Genomic DNA, 21,503 nt, shown 5'->3' with positions numbered 1-21,503 from the left:
CTAGCTTTGCAAGTAATCGCGCAGGCGTGAGGCAAGTGCGTTCAAGTACGGAACCTGCTCTGTCACGTTGGCATCGAACTGATGCAGCTGCTGGAGGAGCGCGTTGTACTCTTCTTCAAACTGCGCTCGTTTATCGTCCTGCCAAGTGTCACCGAGCGAAGCGAATGCACCGTTAAGGCTGCTGACGGCATCGTTGAGTGAATCAGTGAACTGTTGCAACGAATACGCAAAGCGCTCGAGTTCGTCCGGGTCTGCGATTGCCTGTGCCATTACCAATATCCTCCATCTTCATCCGAGGATTTCGGTGTCACCGATTTTACATGCTCCTGCCGAGCGTCGATCGTGGCTGGCTGGATATCAATGACGCTCGCATCAGGCAGGATATTCGGCGTCTGTGACTTTGTGCGAATGGTCACCGACATGGTGACGAACTTGAAGAAATCCCGTAGCTGTTTAGCGTTCTCGGAGTAGAAGAGACCGTTCGCAGTACCTTCAATGAATTTTCCGAGTACAGCCTCGTCTGCACCGGCACCGATGGCCATCGCCATGCGGTCGCATTTTGCGGAGCGTCCATCGTTGACGAACGCATTCAACGGGCCTTCCCAATCGTCGCTCGGCTGCCCATCGGAGACCAACACAACCGTGGGGCGATAGGCGCGTGATGGCACGACATCCTTATCCTCAATCATCGCTTTCGCCATCTTGAGGGCGACACCGAGCGGCGTCATCCCACCCGCTGAAAGGTCCTGCCAACGGATGTCGCCAGCACTGATCAGCGGCTGATGCAGCTCGACTTGTGCACCGAAAGTGATGATCGAAACCCAGATTTCAGTCTCACCGCTCTCTGTGTCCTGGAACACATTGAGCATATCGCGTACAGCATCATTCAAGCTGTGGATTTTTCCTTCGCTCTCCATGCTGCCGCTGATATCGAGCAACAGAATTACCGGCACCGGTTTGGCTTTCGGTACCGTGAATTTCGACGGATCGAATGGGGTGTTGCTCATAGACAAGACTCCTTGAGAATTAATGAAATGGGTTGGCTGGTCGCCATGCCGCCACGTTGTTCACTGCCAGGCACCCAGAGAAACAAGTAACGGCAGGATTTCCCGAGGCTTATCCATGGGGATTGCTCAGGTGTAATCCTTGAAGCGTTATCGGATGAGCAACGATGGTGTCCAATGCGGGTCAACTAGGCCTCCCGATAGAGCGTCAGCATCGCGCTCACTCGTTGACGGATTTCCTCGACCCAGACCTGCGGGGCATGGACACGAATGTTGTCGTTCAAGCCGAAGATCCACCACAGCGTTTCGCGATCCAGTGGTACCCACGCGTGCAGGCGTTTCCAGGTGTTGGAAGGAATATCGCTGAGCGTCTGTCTGTGACTCAGTGGTGTCTCGTCGAGGAGGAAGGCAATCTGCGGATGAACATCCGCAACCAACTCCACCTGGGTGTCGGTCTGGCGATGGCTGAATATGCCACTCGCGATGTAATCGTCGACATCGAAGCCAGCGTGCAGCACCGCGGGTTCGTCGAGCACGTGCATATGCTGGATACGATGCAGCGCGAATTGACGCAGGTCGTCATAGCCATCCACGGATGCCAGCAAGTAGCTGATGGCATGCCGCGATACCAAACCGGCGGGATGCAAGCGAAACTGCTTGAGTTCGCTTTTGCTTCGGCTCCGATAGGAAACCTCCAGTTGCCTTCGCTCCAGTAAGGCAGCAGACACCTGCGCCCACACCTCGGGAGCAATCGCAGCAGGCAGTAAGGTTTTTCCGTTGGGGATCGCTCGAACCCGTCGCGCCCAATCGGCCAATCCGTTGTGGCCGAGATCACCAAGGAAATTACGCGCTCGTCTGAACTGTGGACCTAGCTGGGCCAAAACAGTCTGGGGCAGCAGGTTGTTCAAATGACTTTCCGAGAGATACAGCGCCAATGCCGTGGAGGCATCCATGTCTTCCAGCTTCAATGGCGCATCACGGGTGAAGCTCCAGCGGAAAGGAACCTCGCTGTCGTTGCACTGTAACGAGAAGGGGATCGACAACCGGTTCAAGTCGCGCTGAATTGAACGCAGGGTCACGGAAAAGCCCCGTTCTCGAAGCTTTTCGAGCAGGGTAGGTGTTGCAATACGCTGCGGCTCGGTGGGGATCAGGCGCAATAATGCGAATAGCCTGAGTAGCGTGTCTTTCGCTTGGGACATGATGACTTCCTTGTTCTGCATCTCAATTGACGAACATCAAGCTGGCGTCGATGCTACTCACTTGGATAGCTATGTGCCATCTATATATGGGTTGCATAAGACCAAAGTCTTTCAGCAGCGGCGTATGGAACTTGAGAATGATCGTGGCCCGGTGCCTTGACTCAAGAGGCCGAAGACGGGGGCCGTTGCCTGTCGCGCTTGAGTTCGCTGTACTCCCGGTAAAATTCGTAGCTTTTCTTCAGCACCACACACAATCCGATGACAGCAAACAGGTTTTTCATAGTCGGGTTCCCCTAGGCTTTTTTGCTCATTTTCCACGATGGAGCGAAAACCTGTGTCGCGACATTCAAGCTTCACTTGTTGAGGATGAGAAATTCATCGAGGCGGGTTCTGAGAACTTCATGACGGCTCGCCTCTCGGCGCTCAAGCGAAGGGTTGCGGCACTCGGGGCAACTCATACATGTGTCTTGGCTGAGCGCTGCCAAATGGCTATGAGGCAGGATAGTTTCCTTCCAAGAGCAGCAAGCACAGACGAGGGTGAACGGACGCGGAGAGACTGGCATAGCGTTATCCTGCTGGTGACCAATAGCGCTAGGTTGCCGAGTGGGTGCGTCAAAGTGTGTCGCTTGGATTGACTTTCAGTGGGTAGATTGTCGGTGCCGACGCCAAATTGGCCTGGTGGGAGAGATTCACTGACCCAGTCTGATTCCTCGCACCGTTACCTCTTCCAGATTAATGCTGATTTTGAGGTGGGTTCGTCTCACATAGCCACGTGGGGCAATTCGGCATTGGCGTCAACAGGCCGGGATCGATCTGAAGAAAACGCTCGGCGATTTCCACGAAACTATAAGGACTCAGCACTAAAGACACCGACTTATGAAGGCGGTAGGGATCCGGTCGCGGTACACGCTGGAAAAGACATCATCGACACGATCGGTGGGTGCTCGTAGGTTGAGGAAAGAACGGCACTGAGTCGATCGCCCAACAGGTTCCAGGCGAGCTTCTTCTCTTCGGCATAATCGTGATGCAGATAGTGGCGTCTCACCCGGGAGCCAGCCAGCACATGGTTTTGACAGCGATCGATAACATCCAAGCTAACGCCCAAGGCCTGCATCATGGTCGCGCCGGTGCGGCGCAGGTCATGCGGCGTCCAGTCACCGTTCTGGCCGTCGGCTAGCACCAGCGTATCGTCATGGCGCCGTCTTGAAAGGGCTTTGCGGTTTTTAAACCGGGCCTGGCGGTCGCCCACCTGCTTGCTCACCACTTTCACGTCCACATGCCCATCATCCTGCTTGTTGGGAAAGCACCACTGTGAATGTCCTGTCAGGGTCTTGAGTTCCTGAAAGAAATGCAGGGCGAAGGGGGAGAGGAAAACATGGTGGTCCTGTTTCTTGCCGCGGGTGCCTTTGACGTTTTCACTGGGGAGGAACCAGGTCTGCTGGTCCAGATCGACATTTTTCCATTCGGCCTGCAGCAACTCGCCAATCCGACACAGGGTGCCCAGGCTGATCCAGAGCGCGAGTTGGGTTTCTTTTTTCAATGGCCGAATGCCTTCGTACTTTTGCCCGGCGGGGAGGGCGCTGTAATCGGCGGTCATTTGCTGGAAGCGGTTGTGCAGTTCCAACAGCTCCGCCGGCGAAAGGATGCGGCTTCGTTCCGCTTCGTAGTCGGCAGGGATCAGGGGGGAGATGTCGACCAGTTCAGTCGGATCGCCCTCGATCAATAAGGCCCGCCAGGGCTGACGCTTTCTGGCCCAACTAAACATCTGGGTGAGGTCGGCGAAAAAACTGATGGCTTGTCGGTAAGCGCCGCGGTTGACCACGGTGCGGATCAGCGCCCGAATATCGTGCTCGGACACATTGTTCACCGCGGTCTTGCCGAGGGCTGGCAAAAGGTCCTTGTTAAGGCGCCGTTGCAACTCGGCATTGCCGTCTTTACGCGCGACGCCATCCAGCAGCCAGGCCTTGGCCAGATCCTGGACGGTCAGAGTTTGGACCTTCGTCGATTTTTCCTGATCGGCTTTTGCGTTCGTCGCGGCATGAGCCTGTGCCTTGGCGGTTTTCTTGTGCTCGTTGGGATTGATCTGCTCATCAATGAGTGCCCGGGCCTGGTTACGCGCCTTACGGATGTCCGTCAGGGATTTGCGTGGCCAAGACCCGCAGGCGTATTCTTTGTTCTGGTCGCCCCACCGATAGCGATAGAAAAAGCTGACCGACACGCCGTCCTTACGCAGGGAAATTCGACCTGCGAGATTGCCATCTTCCCGGAGGATGCGTCCGGCATCGTTGGCGGTCAGCGACTCGAGTTCTTTGATGGTGATTTTGGCCATAAAATGGACTCCCCCTACTTTTACCCCCACAAAAACGTCGGCTCTTGATGGACGTTACTGGACTCTCGTAGAGCAGAACACCGCTGGAGCTCAAGTAAATACTAGCTTAGAAAAATCCAGAGTGAAATTTCGGAGTCTTTCAAGAAGTATGAAAAAGGAGATGGGGTGCTAGGGGTCGAGTGTTCGAATCACTCCGTCCCGACCATATAATTCAAAGGGTTGCGAGATTTTATCTCGCGACCCTTTTTTATTTTTTATCGTTTTTACCCCTACAAAACGACTGGCTCTGGGTGGAATCTTTGGCTGATACAAAGTGTGAGTTCACGCCGTTTTTGGCCCTTTTTCGCGCTGCCTTTGGCACCAATCCTGTTTGATAATTCTCTTCCTTTCTCAGCTTTTTCGCATGTCAGATAGCCTTGGAAAGCGCACTGTTTCCGGGCGATTAGGGCGTTTTTCCTCAGGGCTCCGCGGCGCTAAACCCTGGAAGCTCAGTTCCGATTCTTCGTTCTTAAAGGTCACCATCCTAAATCAGCGAAACCGGCTGTACGTCACGCGGGCCGTGCCTTTGAAGACAAACGGAAGCAGCGAAAGCCGGACTTCCGATTGTGCGCTAGGGAAACGGAACAGAGCGCGGGGAGGGCGCATCCTATTCGAATTGATTGCTGACGGGCTGTGGGCCTTCTGACGACCCTTTGATCACAAGGCCCAGGGGCCGATTTGGAATCAAACCATCGCGTCCGAGAGCCTGACCTATACCTCCAAATTCGACGTTTTTGGGCCCCAACCGCAGTGCCAAACAGACCGCAAATTCACCCGACTTCTTGCTGTTTTGGTGACAAACCATTTTGCAGGTAGTTGGCACCGATTGAGTGCCGCTGAACCCTCGAAAGATCCGTCGGCCGCGGCTTCTAGCGGTCAGCTCGGAATCTCTTGCAAGGTCCTGGTCGGTGCCAAATCCGCTGCTAACTCACAGGACAACGGCATTGAGCGGCGCCGCTACTGCGGTGTGTACCGGACGCTGGTTGTCGACCTGGACGCCCAGGCCAACTCCACGTATTACCTCACCGGCCTGACCGGGGATGATATTTCGGTGGGTATTGCGGACTTTTTCAAGCAAACGCTGTCTTCTGGGCCGGCAGCCAAAAAATGTCGCGCTCATATCGTTGAGACACCCTACGACAATCTTCACCTCATCACTGCCAGCCACGAGCTTTCGGATTTACAGCCCAAGCTGGAAGCGAAGTTCAAGATAAACAAGCTGCGCCGGCTGTTGGATGACATTTCACAAGACTACGACCGGATTTACATCGATACGCCGCCGGCGATGAATTTCTATGCGTTCAGTGCGCTCATCGCCGCCGATGCGGTTTTGATTCCATTTGATTGCGATACCTTCGCTCGCCAAGCGTTGTACCAGGTGCTGGCACAGGAAACCGAACTTCAGGCTGACCATAATGAATCACTGGCCGTTGAAGGAATTGTCATCAATCACTACGTCAGCACCACTGGCGTTCACCGCAATCTGGTCGAGGAACTCATCGGGGAAGGGCTGCCGATTCTTCCGGTGTATCTCAGCAGCTCGGTCAAGATGCGTGAATCTCATGAGCGGTGCTTGCCCTTGATCTACCTCGACAGGCATCACAAGCTGACAGGCCAGTTCGTTGATCTCTTGCATGTGCTGGAGGCGGCAACTGAGTGAACGCTACTGTTACGGCCGGCGGCTGCCGAGAATTGAAAGATCTGGAAATAATGCATTCTATCGACTTGAAGGTGGGCGATCAAAACGCTGCTTAACTGAACAGGGCGTTTTCTCGGATCACTGTTCGAGCGAGGAGAAAGAAATGGCTGACAAAATTCGGGTGCTGTTTGTCTGCGCTAAAAATGACGTCCGTTCGTTGCTGGCCGAGGCTATGCTTCGCCACACTGACTCTTCAAGCTTCGAAGCTTTCAGCGCTGGCCTTGAGCCCGGTGAGGTTGATCCTCGAACCGTAGAATCTCTCGAACATATCGGCATAGAGACCAACGGTCTGCGTAGCAAATCGATTAATGAATTTGACGGGCAGCAGTTTCACTACGTGATCACACTGTGTGATAAATCCTCGGAAGACGCTTCACGGATGCCGTCCTCCGGTGAGGTGATCGTGTGGTGTTTTGAGGACCCGACGACCAGTGAGAAACATGAGCCTTTCCGCCATGCACTCCAAGAGATTCACGACCGCATCAAAATGTTTGTCACAGTGAAGACAAGGCAGTGAGCTTGGATTCAGTGAAAACGACTACAAACTGTTGTTAGACTTGCATTCCAATGACCGCTATTGGCATGTGGATTCAAGCGGCCAGCAGCGGACTGAATGAGTTTCTCGATTCACTTTGAAGGAAAGCTTGCGCTCACTCATAAAACTTACCAGCAAGCAAAATTGCTGCACAACGCAGCCATACGTTTAGCTTTTGCTACTGGCGGTCGCTCCAGTAGCCGCTGCATCAAAAAACGTATCCACAGATCCATTTTCCGATCCCCGGCGCCTGGTCCATAGGGAGATAATGACATCGTCTGCTCCAAGATACGCTCACTGGTAAAATCAGAACCAAGAGCTCCGATAAACCCGATGAACGATTGCTCATTGTTTACACCTTCCAACAACTTATAGGTACAGACTGGAAAAAAAACAATGGTGATCCCATGAGCTGTCTTATTTGTGCAGGTGTCGCTGAACGCATTCGGTGCCGTGGCCCGTGGGAGGAAAGAGATTGTCCCGCCTGTGGCCACTATCGAGTTTCCGATGCGCTCGTGTTGGCACTGATGGAGCAGGGGCAAATTTTTGATGTGAGCAAAACAAGGATTTGGCTGGCCAGTAAACGCAAGGAAGTAGCCATTCCATCTATTGAGATCGACCAAGCGCTTTTGGTGCCATGAAGTGTCTATTGTCTAAAGCTGACTGCCCTCGCTTGCATTCGCCTTTATATCCGTGAGTTACGCGTCGTAGTAAGTCACGTTCTGGACGCTCGAATCACGTGGATATATAGACTCAGTGAGCTGTACCTTCTAGCTCTTTCGATATGTAGTCAGCGAAGGCACAATGCCTATCCTTTTTTGGCTGGCCTTGCAGGAGGCCTTGAAATGATCAAAACGCCGTACTACCTCATCGACAAACAGAAGCTGCTGGTCAACATGCAGAAGATCGCCTATGTGCGCGAGCAGTCGGGGGCCAAGGCCCTGCTGGCGCTCAAGTGCTTCGCGACCTGGTCGGTGTTCGACCTGATGCAACAATACATGGACGGCACCACCTCGTCGTCCCTGTACGAGCTCAAGCTCGGTCGTCAGAAGTTCGAAGGCGAGACCCACGCCTACAGCGTGGCTTGGGCCGATGACGAGATCGAAGAGATGCTCGACAACAGCGACAAGATCATCTTCAACTCCATCAGCCAGCTGCAACGCTTTGCCGAGCGCTCGCAAGGCAAGGTCCGCGGCCTGCGGGTCAACCCGCAAGTAAGCAGCTCCGACTACCTGCTGGCCGACCCGGCGCGCCCGTTCAGCCGGCTGGGCGAGTGGGACCCGGTGAAGATCGAAGGCGTGATCGATCAGATCTCTGGCTTCATGTTCCACAACAACTGTGAGAACGGCGATTTCGGCCTGTTCGACCAAATGCTGTGCACCATCGAAGAACGCTTCGGCGAGCTGCTGCACAAGGTCAACTGGGTGAGCCTGGGCGGCGGCATTCACTTCACCGGCGAAGGCTACGCGCTGGACGCGTTCTGCGCGCGGCTCAAGGCCTTCTCGCAAAAATATGGCGTGCAGGTTTACCTGGAGCCGGGCGAAGCGGCGATCACTAACAGTGCCTCGCTGGAAGTGACCGTGCTCGACACCCTGTACAATGGCAAGCACCTGGCGGTGGTGGACAGCTCCATCGAAGCCCACTTGCTGGACCTGCTGATCTACCGCCTCAACGCCAAATTGGCGCCGAGCGACGGCGAGCATACCTACATGGTGTGCGGCAAGTCGTGCCTGGCCGGGGACATCTTCGGCGAGTATCAGTTTGATAAACCGCTGGCCATCGGCGACCGCCTGTCGTTCGTCGATACCGCGGGCTACACCATGGTCAAGAAGAACTGGTTCAACGGCCTGAAAATGCCGTCCATCGCAGTGAAACAACTCGACGGTACCGTCGAGGTGGTTCGTCAATTCGATTTTGAAGACTATCTGTCCAGCCTTTCCTGAAACGGACAGATAAAGGAGAAGTAAAGCAATTGAAAAAGAACGTTCTTATCATTGGTGCAGGAGGTGTCGCCAAGGTGGTGGCCCACAAGTGCGCGCAGCACAACGACGAACTTGGTCGTATCGCTATCGCGTCGCGCAACATCTCCAAATGCCAGGCCATCATCGACAGCGTCAAGGCTAAGGGCAGCCTCAAACAGCCCGCCGAAATCCAGGCATTCTCGCTGAACGCCCTGGATGTCGAAGCGACCAAGGCGCTGATCCGCGAAACCGGATCGCAGATCGTCATCAACGTCGGTTCCGCCTTCCTAAACATGTCGGTGCTGCGCGCCTGCATCGATGCCGGCGTGGCCTATCTGGACACCGCCATTCACGAAGAACCGGGCAAAATCTGCGAGACGCCGCCCTGGTATGGCAACTACGAGTGGAACCACCTGCAGGAATGCCAAGAGAAGAACATCACCGCCATTCTCGGTGTGGGCTTCGACCCGGGTGTGGTCAACGCCTATGCGGCGCTGGCACAACAACAGTATTTCGACCGCATTGATTCGATCGACATTCTCGACGTCAATGCCGGCTCCCATGGCAAGTATTTCGCCACCAATTTCGACCCGGAAATCAATTTCCGCGAGTTCACCGGACAGGTCTGGAGCTGGCAGAACAGTCAGTGGACCAGCAACACTATGTTCGAGGTCAAGCGTACTGATGACCTGCCGGTCGTAGGCGCGCAGAACCTGTACCTGACCGGCCACGATGAAGTGCACTCGCTGTCGAAAAACCTCGACGTGCCCAACGTGCGTTTCTGGATGAGCTTCGGCGAGCACTACATCAATGTGTTCACCGTACTCAGGAACCTTGGCTTGCTCTCCGAGCAACCGGTCAAGACCGCCGAAGGCCTGGAAGTCGTGCCGCTGAAAGTGGTCAAGGCCGTGCTGCCTGACCCGAGCTCGCTGGCGCCTGGCTACACTGGCAAGACCTGCATCGGCGACCTGATCAAGGGCACCAAAGATGGGCAGCCGCGCGAGGTGTTCATCTACAACGTGGCCGACCATGAAGAAGCCTACGCAGAAACCGACAGCCAAGGCATTTCCTATACGGCTGGCGTGCCGCCAGTGGCTGCAGCGCTGCTGGTCGCCCGCGGCGAGTGGGACGTGCAACGCATGGCCAACGTCGAAGAGCTGCCGGCTATGCCGTTCCTCAGGGCGCTGGACGTGATGGGCCTGCCGACCCGCATCAAGGATGAGAATGGAGACCGCCCCTGGAGCGGTAACGCCGAAGGCTCGTAACATACAACTGAGCTTCATTGCCTGCTGCAAAAACGCCGCTCAATAAGCGGCGTTTTTGTTTGTACGTGACTTTTTTGAATACGCCGAAGAGAGCTCACAACCTATGCTTTTGTTCCGGCTCTTCGTACTGGAGCGGCATCTAACACCGTTCTTAAAAACTGTAGATACAGGCAGAAGGCCAAAGACTGCCTAATGCTGACTGGTTTTTTTCATCGATTCCAATTGAGCTCAACTACGCCCAGTGTGAATTGGTGATCGCTCAGCGAGCGATCTAAATATTTCAGATGTACTAAAAATCAGGAGGAAAAAACTTCCGAGCGTTGTTGCGCTGGCGCCTTGTGTCTGAGCGGTTGCTGCCAAGCTAGCTGCGCCTGGAGTTCAGCTACTGCATCCAAGACTCTCTGTGCCCAGCGCTCGTCTTCCGGATGTACGACAACCACGCGAAAACCGTGGTCATGACCTTCAATCTGCACACCTTCGGAATCATCGACATGCAAGTCGATATCGAATGCTGGCGGAAATTTCGAAGGGGAGTTCGACAGCCCATGCATCGTCAGGGCATGGTTATGCCGCACACTGTTGACCACGCCGTCGACGCGGATACCGTAAAGTAATAGCCAACGCCGGATGTAGGAAGGCGTGCGACCCGATGACGTGTAGACCCAGATACTGCAGCCCTGGCGACGTAACTCTCGGGTCAGGGAGCGTGTTCCGATACGCAACGGCTCACCCAGCCAACGGTGGACACAGGCCGGCAGCTGGTTTTTCTCTACTGCGCACTGGTGGAGTTGGCAGGCCAGCGTGTCATCGATATCGAACGAAATCCGTATGCGCGGACGCCTGAACACGGGCATCGGGATGGCACACTGGATGGCTTGCCATACACGGCTGCCGAAAGTTCGGCATTTAGCGAGCATTGGATGCCAGCTCATCAACGGCCTTCCTGATGGACGGGCAAGGGCTTGTCTTTGAGAAAAAACTTCATTGGATCAGGCGCCTGTTCTTCCAGGAAGGCTGCATATTTTTTCTTGATCTTGGGCAGTTCGTACAGCGCCTTGATTCCATGCTTGGCGGAGTTGCGTATGACTGAGGATGGGTTGAAATAGCCCTCGGCGTTTTCCAGCGTCAGCACGAACGGCGGTAAACCTGCGCGCATGAGCAAATAGCTGACGATGAGCGACCCACTGCGGTTGTTGCCTTCTATGAACAATTGCGGCTTGCTCAGGATGCGCACGTACACACCCGCGGCACGCTTCCAGACTGATTCACTGCGATACGCGCTGTACCAATTGAACAAGTCTTTGATTCCACCCTCCACGTTGTTGAAGAAGTGTTCCTCGGTGGCAGCAAGGTGTTGAGCGAATTCCAGCCGGCGCGCCGGGTCTCGACCGCACAGGACCGTGGCATTGATCTCCAGCATCAGATTCAACTGCTGAAGATCAAACAGGTCGACGCCACGTGCAATGTAGTCGTCAATCAGGGCATAGCCATCAAGCACGTTCTGAAGCACTTCGTCCGTCAAGGGATCTCGTGGCTCGGTGAAGTGCCTGCTGAGCTCAGCAAAACGACTTTGCACCTCACGCAGCGCACGTTCAATCGCAGACAAATCAAGACGACGCTTTGCAGACATTGGCAATCCTGATGAAAGAGGGGTGGGAAGGTAAAACGACCAAATGCATGCCAATGTCGTTTGGCCCTTGGCTGCATTCGGTCTGACCGGACGGTTTTTGCCTAGCTGAATTTTCCGCTGATGTAATCGCTGGTCATTTGCTCGCGCGGATTGTCGAATATCTGGGCCGTGGGACCCATCTCAACCAGATAGCCGGTACGCGTGCCCTGTGAAATATCCACCGAGAAAAATGCCGTCGTGTCAGCGACACGGATCGCCTGCTGCATATTGTGGGTGACCAGAGCGATGGTGTAATCCTTCTTCAACTCGACCATCAATTCCTCGACGCGGCGGGTGGCAATCGGGTCGAGTGCCGAGCACGGCTCATCCAGCAACAGGACTTCCGGTTCGGTGGCGATGGCGCGGGCGATACAGAGTCGTTGCTGCTGGCCCCCTGAGAGGGACAGACCGCTGACCTTGAGCTTGTCCTTGACTTCATCCCACAGCGCGGCGCCCTGCAGGGCGTGCTTGACGCGGTCGCCCAGATCGCCCTGGTAGCGATTGAGGCGTAGGCCAAAAGCGACGTTATCGAAGATGCTCATCGAGAACGGGTTTGGTTGTTGAAACACCATCCCGATATAGCGGCGCACGACCACGGGATCAACGCCCTTGCCATAAACGTCTTGCCCGAGGAAATGCACATGACCCTCGAAGCGAAAGCCTTTGACTAGGTCATTCATCCGGTTGAGGCTGCGCAGTACGGTACTCTTTCCGCAGCCCGAAGGACCGATGAATCCGGTGATCTTGTTTTTTTCGATCGGCACATGGCTGTCACGCACCGCCATGAAATTGCCGTAGAAAATCTTGTCCAGCTTGCAGTCCATGACCACAGGGACCTGTGTCTCGAGCGGGGCAACTTTTTGCGCAGATAATACATTCACACTATGTGCTCCCATTCTTAAAACTTTGGCTTGCCGAAGATTCGGCTGACGATATTCACGATCAGCACGATCATCACCAACACCAGCGAGGCCGCCCATGCGAGCTCAAGCTGATTGTCGAACGGCATGCCGGAGAAGTTGTAGATCAGTACGGCGAGCGATGCGGTCGGATTCATCACCGCCAGGCTGCCGTCGTGGTAGATCCAGTAATTGCTGAACAGGGCGGTAAACAACAGCGGCGCGGTTTCGCCGGCTGCACGGGCCACCGCCAGCATCACGCCGGTCAGGATCGCTGGCAGGCCGGTAGGCAGTACGATTTTCCAGATCACCTGCGATCGGGTGCAGCCCATACCGTAGGCAGCATCCTTCATGATCTTGGGCACCATCCTCATCGATTCTTCAGCCGTCAGCACAACGATGGGCAGCATCAATACTGCCAGCGCCACGCCACCTGCCGGTGCCGAGTAGGTGCCCGTGGTCATCACCACCAGGGCGTAGGCAAAAACCCCCGCCAAAATCGAAGGCAATCCGGTGAGCATCTTGGCGGCAAAGCGCGCGGCGTTGGCCAGCTTGCTGTCCGGCCCAAGCTCAGCCAGAAAGATGGCCGCCATGATGCCGACCGGAACCGCGATGGCAGCGGCGATACCGACCATAACGAAGGTGCCTGCCATCGCGTTGCCGAAGCCGCCACCCGTCTCGAAGCCGGTCGGCGGCAGTTCGGTGAACACCTCTACGCTGAGGCGGGCACCACCACGTGTGATCAGCATGTAGAGCACGGAAATCAGGGGCACGCTGGCCAGCAGGGCGCCAGCCCAGACCAGCGTAGTTAACACCAGGCTGCGCAGGGCGCGTCCTTCAAACTTGCGCTGCAGACTGGGCAAAGCGGCTGTCGAAGAAGTGATGTCAGTCATCATTTAGTACCACGCTGGGCATAGACCATGATCATGGAGCCGATGACGTTCACGATCAGGGTGATCAGCATCAGGACCAGTGCTGCATACATCAACACCTCGATCTCGGTCGGTCCCGCCTCGGGGAAGTTCAGCGCCAACAAGGCCGCGAGCGTGTTGGCGGGTGCAAACAGAGAAAGGGAAATGTTGTTCGAGTTGCCTACCAACATGGCCAGGGCCATCGTTTCACCCAAGGCCCGACCCAGACCCAGCACCAGCGAGCCAAAAATGCCGGTGGCAGCGGAGGGCACCATGACCTTGAGAATCGCTTCCCAGTGGGTGGTTCCCATGCCATAGGCCGCCTGCTTGGTTTTCATCGGAACGCCGGTGAGGGCATCCTGCGAAACAGCGGCAATGGTCGGCAGAATCATGATGGCAAGCACCAGCGCGGCAGGTAACAGCCCCGGGCCACTCAAGGTCGTGCCGAAAAAGGGGATCCAGCCAAGTTCACTGTTCAGCCAATCCGTGAGGGGACGAATGGCCGGGATCACCACGTAGATGCCCCACAGGCCATAAACGACGCTGGGAATGGCCGCGAGCAATTCGACAATGGTGCGAAAAACGGCCGCCAGTTTCGCGGGCAGGAAATCCTGGGTCAGGAAAATCGCCATGCTGACGCCGAAAAAGCCTGCGATCATCAAGGCGATGAAGGCGCTGTAGAGCGTGCCCCAAATGGCCGGCAGGATGCCGTACTTGCCCTGGTTCACGTCCCACACGGTTCCCAAAAGGACGTCAAAACCGTGTTTCTCCATGCCTGGAAGTGCTTTGCGTCCCACCTCGAACACCAAGGCAAAGACCAGCGCCAGAACGAGAACCACACCGATGCGCGCCAGTGCGCGGAAGGTGCGATCAACCAGAAAATCCTTTGCAGACGGTGGACGGCAGGCGGAATCCGGATTGACCGGTACGACAAATGGCTTGTTCATGGGCTATTCCGGCGTAGGGGAGAACGCTCTCGGCGAGGCTGGAAGCACACGCCGAGAGGTCTCGCGAGCGTCACTGGATGTTGGCGGAAGCTTTGCGAACCTGATCGACGACCGATTGCGGCAGGGGGATGTAGCCCATCGAATCGGCGATTTTCTGACCTTCAGTCAGGCTGTACTCAACCATTTCACGCATGGCTTTGGCCTTGGCCGGGCTTTCGTTCTGCTTGCGGAAGATCATCCAGGTGTAGGAAGTGATCGGGTAGGACTTGGCGCCATCCGGATCAGGCAGCCAGGCCACCAGGCTTTCAGGCATCTTCACCGCAGCCAGAGCTTCGGCACCGCTCTCGGCATTCGGCACAACGTAGTGACCGGCCTTGTTCTGCAATTGGGCAAAGTCGACCTTGGCCAACTTGGCGAAGCCGTACTCGATGTAGCCAATGGCGCCCGGGGTCTGACGTACGGTAGCGGTCACGCCATCGTTTTTAGGCGATTTGATGAATTTGTCGCTGGCTGGCCAGTTGACGGTGTTGCCTTCACCTAACTCCTGCTTGAACGCCGGGTTGATTGCCGCCAAGTGCTTGGTGAATACCGCGGTGGTGCCGCTGGAATCTGCACGCACGACAACGGTGATCGGTGTAGCAGGCAGTTTCAGCTCCGGGTTGGCCGCGACGATCTGCGGGTCATTCCATTGGGTGATCTTGCCCAGGAAGATGTTGGAGTAAACATCGCGTGGCAATTTCAGCCCTTTAGGACTGCCTGGCAGGTTATAGGCCAGGACGATTTCACCCGCTGTCATCGGCAGCAACTGCGCGCCTTCGGCAACCTTGGCGATGTCCTCGTCTTTCATCGCCGAGTCGCTGGCGGCGAAATCGACCGTTTTGTTCAAAAAGTCCTGCACACCTGCACCGCTGCCCTTGGATTGATAATCCACGGTGACGCCAGCGGTTTTCTTGCTGAAATCCTTGAACCAAGTGAGGTAAATCGGAGCCGGAAAACTGGCGCCGGAACCTGTCAGTCGAACGCTTTCAGCAGCGAAAGACACTGAGGTTGCACAAAGAGAAACCGTAATGGCGAGCGCAACAGACTTCATCAAATTTTTCATCGAAGGAACTCCTTGTGATAGCGGGCTCCGAAACTCTGCAACAATCTTGTTACGCCTTTATGAAAGTCCGATGGCACAAGATCTCGCTGATTGACTTGTCTGCCAGCTCGATATCGCCTTGCACCCGTAGCCGCCCTTGATACGGGCCTGCTTTGAAGCAAAAGTTTTTGTAATTACTTCGTAACCAAGTACGACTAACACTGAGTCAGGCCCTTCCCGACGCGAGTTGCTCCTATGCTATCAACCGAAGACACACTGATACAGCGCATCCGCCGCGAGCTGCTTGATCACAGTGACGAAGAGCTGGAACTGGAATTATCCGAAGACGGCACTGACCTGAATGCTCTGTTCGATGAGCAGGTAGAGGAAGGAAGTGAGAAGGAAGCTCGAAGAGTTTATTTCAGCGAACTATTCCGCCTGCAAGGCGAATTGGTGAAGCTGCAAAGCTGGGTGGTAAAGACAGGCCACAAAGTAGTCATTCTGTTCGAAGGTCGTGATGCCGCGGGCAAAGGTGGTGTCATCAAGCGCATTACCCAACGGCTCAATCCTCGCGTGTGTCGAGTTGCCGCGTTGCCTGCACCCAATGACCGCGAACGTACTCAGTGGTACTTCCAGCGCTACGTCTCACACCTGCCGGCAGCGGGTGAGATCGTGCTCTTCGACCGTAGTTGGTACAATCGCGCAGGCGTCGAACAGGTGATGGGTTTTTGCAACGCCGATCAGTACGAAGAGTTCTTCCGCACTGTGCCAGAGTTCGAAAGAATGCTTGCACGCTCCGGCATTCAGCTAATCAAATATTGGTTCTCCATTTCCGACCAGGAACAGCACCTGCGCTTTCTCAGTCGCATTCACGACCCGCTCAAGCAGTGGAAACTCAGCCCAATGGATCTGGAGTCCCGTCGGCGCTGGGAAGCCTATACCAAGGCCAAGGAAGTAATGCTGGAACGCACCCACATCGCCGAAGCGCCATGGTGGGTGGTGCAAGCCGATGATAAGAAGAAAGCAAGACTTAACTGCATCCACCACCTGCTCGGGCAGATGCCCTATGAAGAAGTAGAGTTACCGGTGATCGAACTACCGCAACGCGTAAGACAGGAGGATTACTCCCGCAGTCCGACGCCACCGGAACTCATCGTTCCTCAAGTCTATTAAAGAGAGGCTGGAGCGAGGCGCCCTTCGATTGGAGAGCAGCATTTTTTCGCATGTCAGATGGTCTTGCCTGACGCCTTGTTTTCGGGCCGTTAGGGCGTTTTCCCTCACTCGCTCCGCGACGCTAAACCCTGGAAGCAGACCCAGCGCGACAGCCGTATCGCAATGATTTACGAGGGTTCTGACCGTAACTAGCCTTTTGGACGTGACGTTTAAGGAAAGCTGAAGACGATTTTGGAGTAAAAAATCCACAGATAAAAGGCATTGAAATAAATACTCCAGTGATTTACTCTCGTCCCTAGTTGTACGAGATCAACCGCTGTTAGCACCTAAAAAACAAACAATCGGGAGCAAACATGAAAGCGAAAGTGATGTTGGGATTGTTCATGACCGCCGCAGTTGCACTGCCAGCCTGGGCCGCGGACTGGACCGTAGGTGCTAACGTGGGCAACGTGCCTTGGGAATTTCAGGATTCCAAAGGTGAGTTTGTCGGCTTCGAAGTTGATGTCGTAAAAGAGGTCGCCAAACGAGCCGGAAAAAGCGTCGAGTTCGTCAATATTCCCTTCAACGGCCTGTTCAGTGCCGTGCAATCGAAGCGTGTTGACATCGCTATCTCATCCATCACCATCACCCCGAAACGCCTGGAATCGGTTGCCTTCGCACAGCCTTACTTTGACAGTGATCAGTCCCTCACCGCACTGACCACGTCCAAGGTCAAGAGCCTGACCGACATGAACGGCAAAGTGGTTGGCGTCGATACCGGCTCGACCGGCGACATGTGGATCGGCCAACACAAGGACGAATACAAGTTCGCCGATGTCTCGCGATACGAAGGGCTTTCGCCAGCGATGCTTGACCTGGCGTCCGGGCGCATCGATGGCTACCTCAGCGATATTCCGGCGCTGCTCTACTACATCAAGGACAAGCCGCAATACACCATCGTCGCGCGTATTCCCACCGGTGAACGTTACTCGCTGATGCACGCCAAAGGCTGGGCAATGACTGATCAGGTCAACGACATCATCAGCAAGATGAAAGAAGACGGCACACTTGGAAAGATCCACAAACAGTGGTTTGGCACCGAAGCCGATAAGGATTCGAGCACCATGAAAGTGACCGCGGTCCTCAAGTAAGCCCTGCCGATGCTGCATGTAAGTGGCGACACCTGTTCGCCACTTGTAATGACCGAGGTATCCCATGGATCTTTTGCAGACATTTTTTAACTGGAACGTACTCGTCGAGTCGCTTCCGCTGATGATGCGCGGTCTGGGCGTGACCATTGTGCTGGGGGTGGTGAGTATTGCCCTGGGCTTGGTGGGCGGGCTTTTGCTGGCGTTGCTGCGGTTGTACTCCTACGCACCTGTTCGAGCACTTGCGCGCATCTACATCGATATCATGCGCTCCATTCCGTTGCTGGTTTTGCTGGTGCTGATCTATTACGCGCTGCCTTTTGTCGGCATTCGACTGTCGTCTTTTGCTGCTGCTGCCAGTGCACTCTCTTTGGTCTCATGCGCCTACAGTGCGGAGATTTTTCGTTCGGGCATCGAAGCCATTCCCCGTGGCCAGTTCGAAGCATCGGCTTCTCAGGGCATGAGCTTTTTCAACACCATGCGCGACGTCGTTTTGCCGCAGGCCATTCGCATCGTAATGCCGCCCATGACCAGCAATTGCATCAACGTCATGAAAGACACCGCGCTTGCCTCGGTGGTTGCGATGCCTGACTTGCTAAAGCAGGCCACCCAGGCTCAGGCACTGGCGGCCAACCCGACACCGCTGGTAGGGGCTGCCTTGCTGTACCTGTTGCTGCTGTTGCCGTTGGTGCAGATGGTCAGCTGGGTTGAGCGGCGTAATGCCTCTGGAGGAAAAACTGCATGAGCACGTTGATCGACATTGAAAAACTCGACAAGTACTACGGCAACTTCAAGGCGTTAAGCGATATCAACCTGCAGGTTGAAGAGGGTGAAGTGGTGGTCATTCTTGGCCCGTCAGGTTCGGGAAAATCGACCTTGATTCGCTGCATCAATCTGCTTGAAGACTACCAACAAGGCGATATTCGTGTAGGGGGTGAGCGGGTTGAAAACGGTCCGCGACTGAGCGCCATCCGTAGTGAAGTGGGCATGGTGTTTCAGAGTTTCAACCTCTATCCGCACCTCACTGTGCTCGACAATGTGTCGCTGGCGCCGATCCGTGTTCGCGGGTTGAGTCGGCGTGACGCGCACGCCAGGGCCAAGGAGCTATTGGTGAAGGTCGGTATGGGCGATCACGCGCACAAATACCCGAGCCAATTGTCTGGCGGCCAACAGCAGCGTGTTGCTATTGCCCGCACCATGGCCATGGAACCTCGCGCAATTCTATTCGACGAACCGACGTCGGCACTGGACCCGGAAATGGTTGGCGAGGTCCTCGATGTCATGCAGAACCTTGCTCGCTCCGGCGTCACGATGGTCGTGGTCACTCACGAAATGGGCTTTGCCCGTCGGGTCGCCGACCGGGTGATCTTCATGGAAAGTGGACGCATTGTTGAGCAGAACATCCCGGAACCGTTTTTTACCGCACCTAAGGAACCTCGCACACAAGCGTTCCTTCAGGCCATCTTGCACCATTGACTCAGGCTGGAGAAAGTAGAGTGAATCCTCTCGATATCGATTATGTTCGCAAGCAATTTCCAGCACTGGCCGATGGTTATGTCTACATGGATAACGCCGGTGGTTCGATGGTACTGGGCACCGTGGCTGGGCGGGTCTGTGATTACCTGCTGAACAACAGTGTGCAACTGGGCGCTTCTTACCAGCCTTCCGTTGTCGCTGGCGAGCGAGTGATGCAGGCGCGCCACTCGGTCATGCAGTTGATCAATGCTGAACATCCCGAAGAAGTGATCATGGGCGGCTCGACCACCCACTTGTTGCAAATTTTGTGTCGCGCCATCGCCCCGTCAATCGTTCCGGGTGATGAAATTATCGTCACCAATTGCGATCACGAGGCCAACATCGGCCCATGGGTCAAACTGTGCGAAAGCCGTGGTGCGACCTTGCGCGTGTGGCAGGTCAATCTCGACAGTTGTGAGCTGGAGCTCGATGACCTGCAGGTCTTGCTCAATGACAAAACCCGCTATGTTGCGATGACCCACACCTCGAACATTCTCGGCTCGGTCAATCCCGTCGCCGAGGTTGCGCGGCGTGTCCATGCGGTGGGCGCCAAGCTGTGCGTGGACGCCGTCGCTTATGCGCCACACCGTCTGGTCGATGTTCAGGCCAGCGACGCCGATTTCTACGTCTATAGCTTCTATAAAACGTTCGGCCCGCACTTTGCCGTGCTCTGGGGGCGCCGTAATTTGTTGCTGGAGTTGCCGAGCCTCAATCACTTTTTCATCGGCCAGGACGTTGTGCCTTACAAATTGCAGCCGGGCAACGTCAACTACGAGTTGTCATTCGGCTGCATTGGCATTACCGACTACTTGCTCGACATCGGCACCCGGCTTGGAGCACAAGGCAGCGAGCGCCAGTGCATGCAGGCTGCGTTCGATGCCTTCGAGGTGCAGGAAGATTTGCTCGCCGAGCGTCTACTGGCGTTTTTGCGCCAGCGCGAGGGTGTTCGGATCATTGGCAAAGCGCATACCCCCAATCGAGTGCCAACCATCAGTTTCGTGGTTGAAGGCATTCGCTCGGAGTTTGTTGTGCGCAGGGTCGATGAGCACCGGATCGGCATTCGTTTTGGTGACTTCTATGCGCGGCGCCTTATCGAAGCCCTTGGGCTTGCCCAGTTTGGTGGGGTAGTGCGGGTGTCGTTGGCGCATTACAACACGCTGGAAGAAGTCGACCGCCTCATCACGGCGCTGGATCAAACCATCAATGCGTTGCGTTGACCGGCGTACACACTTCCATTTTGACGAGCCTTGATCATGGCCTTACCTGAAACCCTTGCAGAGCTGCGTGACAGTATTGCGGCCCAGCACGAACAACTGACAGGTCGCCTGCGCGATGCTGCACGATTCCTGATCGACAACCCGCATGAGGTTGCACTCAATACGGTGGCCGAACTGGGTAAGCGTTCAAGCATCGCGCCTTCCGCTTATATTCGGCTGGCTCAGGCCCTTGGGTTTTCAGGTTTCAAGGACTTGCAACGATTGTTTCGCGCACCGCTGCAACAGGTTGCCGACACCCACAGCGAACGTATTCGGCACTATGGCGGTGAGACGTTGCTGGAGGACCCGAGTGACGTCGGCGGGATTTTGCGGGAGTTCAGCCAGGCCAACATCGTTTCTCTGGAACACCTGGCTGAAGGCGGCGAACAGGCCAATATCGAAGCCGCGATCGCCCATCTGCAAGTGGCTCGTACCACCTTCGTGATCGGCATGCGTCGCGCGTTTCCGGTGGCGGCGTACCTCAGTTATGCATTGAGCCGCATTGGTCAACGTACCGTGCACATCAGCGGTGCTGGCGGCACGTTGCCGGAGCAGGTCAGTGCCATAGCCGATGATGATTTGTTGATAGCTATAAGCTTCCCGCCGTACGCCCATGACACCGTTGAAGCCTGTCGCCAGGCACGGGAGGCGGGTGTGACGCTGGTGGCGATCACTGACAGCGTTCTGAGTCCTATCGGGCAGATGGCCGATACGGTGATTGAGGTCAACGACGCCGAATTGCTGGGCTTTCGTTCTCTCACAGCTTCGTTCTGCATTGCCCAAACCCTGGCCATGGGGCTGGCGTTTCGGGAGTGGGGTTCCCTGAGTCATGACCGGTTGAACGATATCGACTGTTAAACCCCTGTTTTTACCCTTGATCCAATAGTCAGAATT

The 21,503-nt window shown here is 55.5% G+C and carries 21 protein-coding genes; 11 read left to right on the top strand and 10 right to left on the bottom strand.

All coding sequences use genetic code 11. The features are described 5' to 3' along the window. The 4 genes from CKW19_RS11455 to CKW19_RS11435 all read right to left on the bottom strand — a co-directional run bounded on the left by CKW19_RS11455 (position 1) and on the right by CKW19_RS11435 (position 4,532). Positions 1–270 (bottom strand): WXG100 family type VII secretion target, encoded by a 270-nt coding sequence (locus tag CKW19_RS11455; RefSeq protein ID WP_048377498.1) that lies wholly within the window; start codon positions 268–270, stop codon positions 1–3. Further along, on the bottom strand, positions 270–1,007 hold the full coding sequence (locus tag CKW19_RS11450; RefSeq protein WP_095057977.1) for a VWA domain-containing protein: 738 nt from the start codon (positions 1,005–1,007) through the stop codon (positions 270–272). Before CKW19_RS11450 ends, CKW19_RS11455 begins: the two co-directional genes overlap by 1 nt. A gap of 185 nt (positions 1,008–1,192) precedes the next feature. Beyond that, positions 1,193–2,203, bottom strand: a complete 1,011-nt coding sequence (locus CKW19_RS11445) for a YafY family protein (protein WP_048377502.1) — start codon at positions 2,201–2,203, stop codon at positions 1,193–1,195. A gap of 874 nt (positions 2,204–3,077) precedes the next feature. After that, entirely contained in the window at positions 3,078–4,532 is a 1,455-nt protein-coding gene (locus CKW19_RS11435) for a site-specific integrase (RefSeq protein WP_095057976.1), read from the bottom strand. 982 nt (positions 4,533–5,514) lie between these two features. Here CKW19_RS11435 and CKW19_RS11430 point away from each other — a divergent pair. The 5 genes from CKW19_RS11430 (at position 5,515) to CKW19_RS11405 (ending at position 10,031) form a co-directional block, all read left to right on the top strand. Further along, positions 5,515–6,231, top strand: a complete 717-nt coding sequence (locus CKW19_RS11430; protein WP_367316918.1) for a ParA family protein — start codon at positions 5,515–5,517, stop codon at positions 6,229–6,231. 142 nt (positions 6,232–6,373) lie between these two features. Beyond that, a complete protein-coding gene (locus tag CKW19_RS11425; protein WP_090454558.1) occupies positions 6,374–6,787 on the top strand; it encodes an arsenate reductase ArsC in 414 nt (137 codons plus the stop codon). 425 nt (positions 6,788–7,212) lie between these two features. After that, the gene (locus tag CKW19_RS11415) at positions 7,213–7,446 is read left to right on the top strand and encodes a hypothetical protein (protein WP_095058098.1); all 234 of its coding nucleotides are present in this window, start codon (positions 7,213–7,215) and stop codon (positions 7,444–7,446) included. Between the two features lie 204 nt (positions 7,447–7,650). Next, positions 7,651–8,748: a carboxynorspermidine decarboxylase gene (locus CKW19_RS11410; RefSeq protein WP_090454561.1), complete on the top strand. Its 1,098-nt coding sequence runs from the start codon at positions 7,651–7,653 to the stop codon at positions 8,746–8,748. 29 nt (positions 8,749–8,777) lie between these two features. Continuing rightward, positions 8,778–10,031: a saccharopine dehydrogenase family protein gene (locus tag CKW19_RS11405; RefSeq protein ID WP_095057975.1), complete on the top strand. Its 1,254-nt coding sequence runs from the start codon at positions 8,778–8,780 to the stop codon at positions 10,029–10,031. 296 nt (positions 10,032–10,327) lie between these two features. Here CKW19_RS11405 and CKW19_RS11400 read toward each other — a convergent pair whose 3' ends face one another. The 6 genes from CKW19_RS11400 to pstS all read right to left on the bottom strand — a co-directional run bounded on the left by CKW19_RS11400 (position 10,328) and on the right by pstS (position 15,559). Continuing rightward, the gene (locus tag CKW19_RS11400) at positions 10,328–10,963 is read right to left on the bottom strand and encodes a hypothetical protein (protein WP_095057974.1); all 636 of its coding nucleotides are present in this window, start codon (positions 10,961–10,963) and stop codon (positions 10,328–10,330) included. After that, a complete protein-coding gene (locus CKW19_RS11395; RefSeq protein WP_090454566.1) occupies positions 10,963–11,661 on the bottom strand; it encodes a hypothetical protein in 699 nt (232 codons plus the stop codon). The genes CKW19_RS11400 and CKW19_RS11395 overlap by 1 nt, the downstream gene beginning before the upstream one ends. Before the next feature lie 101 nt (positions 11,662–11,762). Beyond that, positions 11,763–12,596 carry a phosphate ABC transporter ATP-binding protein PstB gene (pstB, locus tag CKW19_RS11390; RefSeq protein ID WP_371856345.1) on the bottom strand — a complete coding sequence of 278 codons (834 nt, stop codon included), beginning with the start codon at positions 12,594–12,596 and terminating at the stop codon, positions 11,763–11,765. A 2-nt stretch (positions 12,597–12,598) separates the two neighbouring features. After that, positions 12,599–13,492 (bottom strand): phosphate ABC transporter permease PstA, encoded by an 894-nt coding sequence (gene pstA, locus CKW19_RS11385; RefSeq protein ID WP_095058097.1) that lies wholly within the window; start codon positions 13,490–13,492, stop codon positions 12,599–12,601. After that, complete coding sequence (pstC, locus tag CKW19_RS11380) at positions 13,492–14,457, bottom strand: phosphate ABC transporter permease subunit PstC (protein WP_090454569.1); 966 nt, start codon at positions 14,455–14,457, stop codon at positions 13,492–13,494. Before pstC ends, pstA begins: the two co-directional genes overlap by 1 nt. Positions 14,458–14,527: 70 nt before the next feature. Continuing rightward, positions 14,528–15,559, bottom strand: a complete 1,032-nt coding sequence (pstS, locus tag CKW19_RS11375) for a phosphate ABC transporter substrate-binding protein PstS (RefSeq protein WP_090454571.1) — start codon at positions 15,557–15,559, stop codon at positions 14,528–14,530. 234 nt (positions 15,560–15,793) lie between these two features. Between pstS and ppk2 the strand changes: the two genes are divergently transcribed. The 6 genes from ppk2 to CKW19_RS11345 all read left to right on the top strand — a co-directional run bounded on the left by ppk2 (position 15,794) and on the right by CKW19_RS11345 (position 21,467). Continuing rightward, positions 15,794–16,711, top strand: a complete 918-nt coding sequence (ppk2, locus tag CKW19_RS11370; protein ID WP_090454573.1) for a polyphosphate kinase 2 — start codon at positions 15,794–15,796, stop codon at positions 16,709–16,711. A 353-nt stretch (positions 16,712–17,064) separates the two neighbouring features. Then, a complete protein-coding gene (locus CKW19_RS11365; protein WP_095057973.1) occupies positions 17,065–17,841 on the top strand; it encodes a transporter substrate-binding domain-containing protein in 777 nt (258 codons plus the stop codon). A 64-nt stretch (positions 17,842–17,905) separates the two neighbouring features. Next, complete coding sequence (locus CKW19_RS11360) at positions 17,906–18,583, top strand: amino acid ABC transporter permease (protein WP_095057972.1); 678 nt, start codon at positions 17,906–17,908, stop codon at positions 18,581–18,583. Continuing rightward, the gene (locus CKW19_RS11355; RefSeq protein ID WP_095057971.1) at positions 18,580–19,314 is read left to right on the top strand and encodes an amino acid ABC transporter ATP-binding protein; all 735 of its coding nucleotides are present in this window, start codon (positions 18,580–18,582) and stop codon (positions 19,312–19,314) included. The genes CKW19_RS11360 and CKW19_RS11355 overlap by 4 nt, the downstream gene beginning before the upstream one ends. A 20-nt stretch (positions 19,315–19,334) precedes the next feature. Continuing rightward, positions 19,335–20,570, top strand: coding sequence for a cysteine desulfurase-like protein (locus CKW19_RS11350; protein WP_095057970.1), 1,236 nt, complete (start codon positions 19,335–19,337; stop codon positions 20,568–20,570). A 36-nt stretch (positions 20,571–20,606) separates the two neighbouring features. Continuing rightward, positions 20,607–21,467 carry a MurR/RpiR family transcriptional regulator gene (locus CKW19_RS11345; RefSeq protein WP_095057969.1) on the top strand — a complete coding sequence of 287 codons (861 nt, stop codon included), beginning with the start codon at positions 20,607–20,609 and terminating at the stop codon, positions 21,465–21,467. Positions 21,468–21,503: the final 36 nt, after the last annotated feature.

Origin of the sequence: Pseudomonas sp. Irchel s3f7 (assembly GCF_900187615.1) — a bacterium.
In the GTDB taxonomy this organism is placed as follows: Bacteria; Pseudomonadota; Gammaproteobacteria; order Pseudomonadales; family Pseudomonadaceae; genus Aquipseudomonas.
This window is presented reverse-complemented; position numbering and strand designations above follow the sequence as displayed.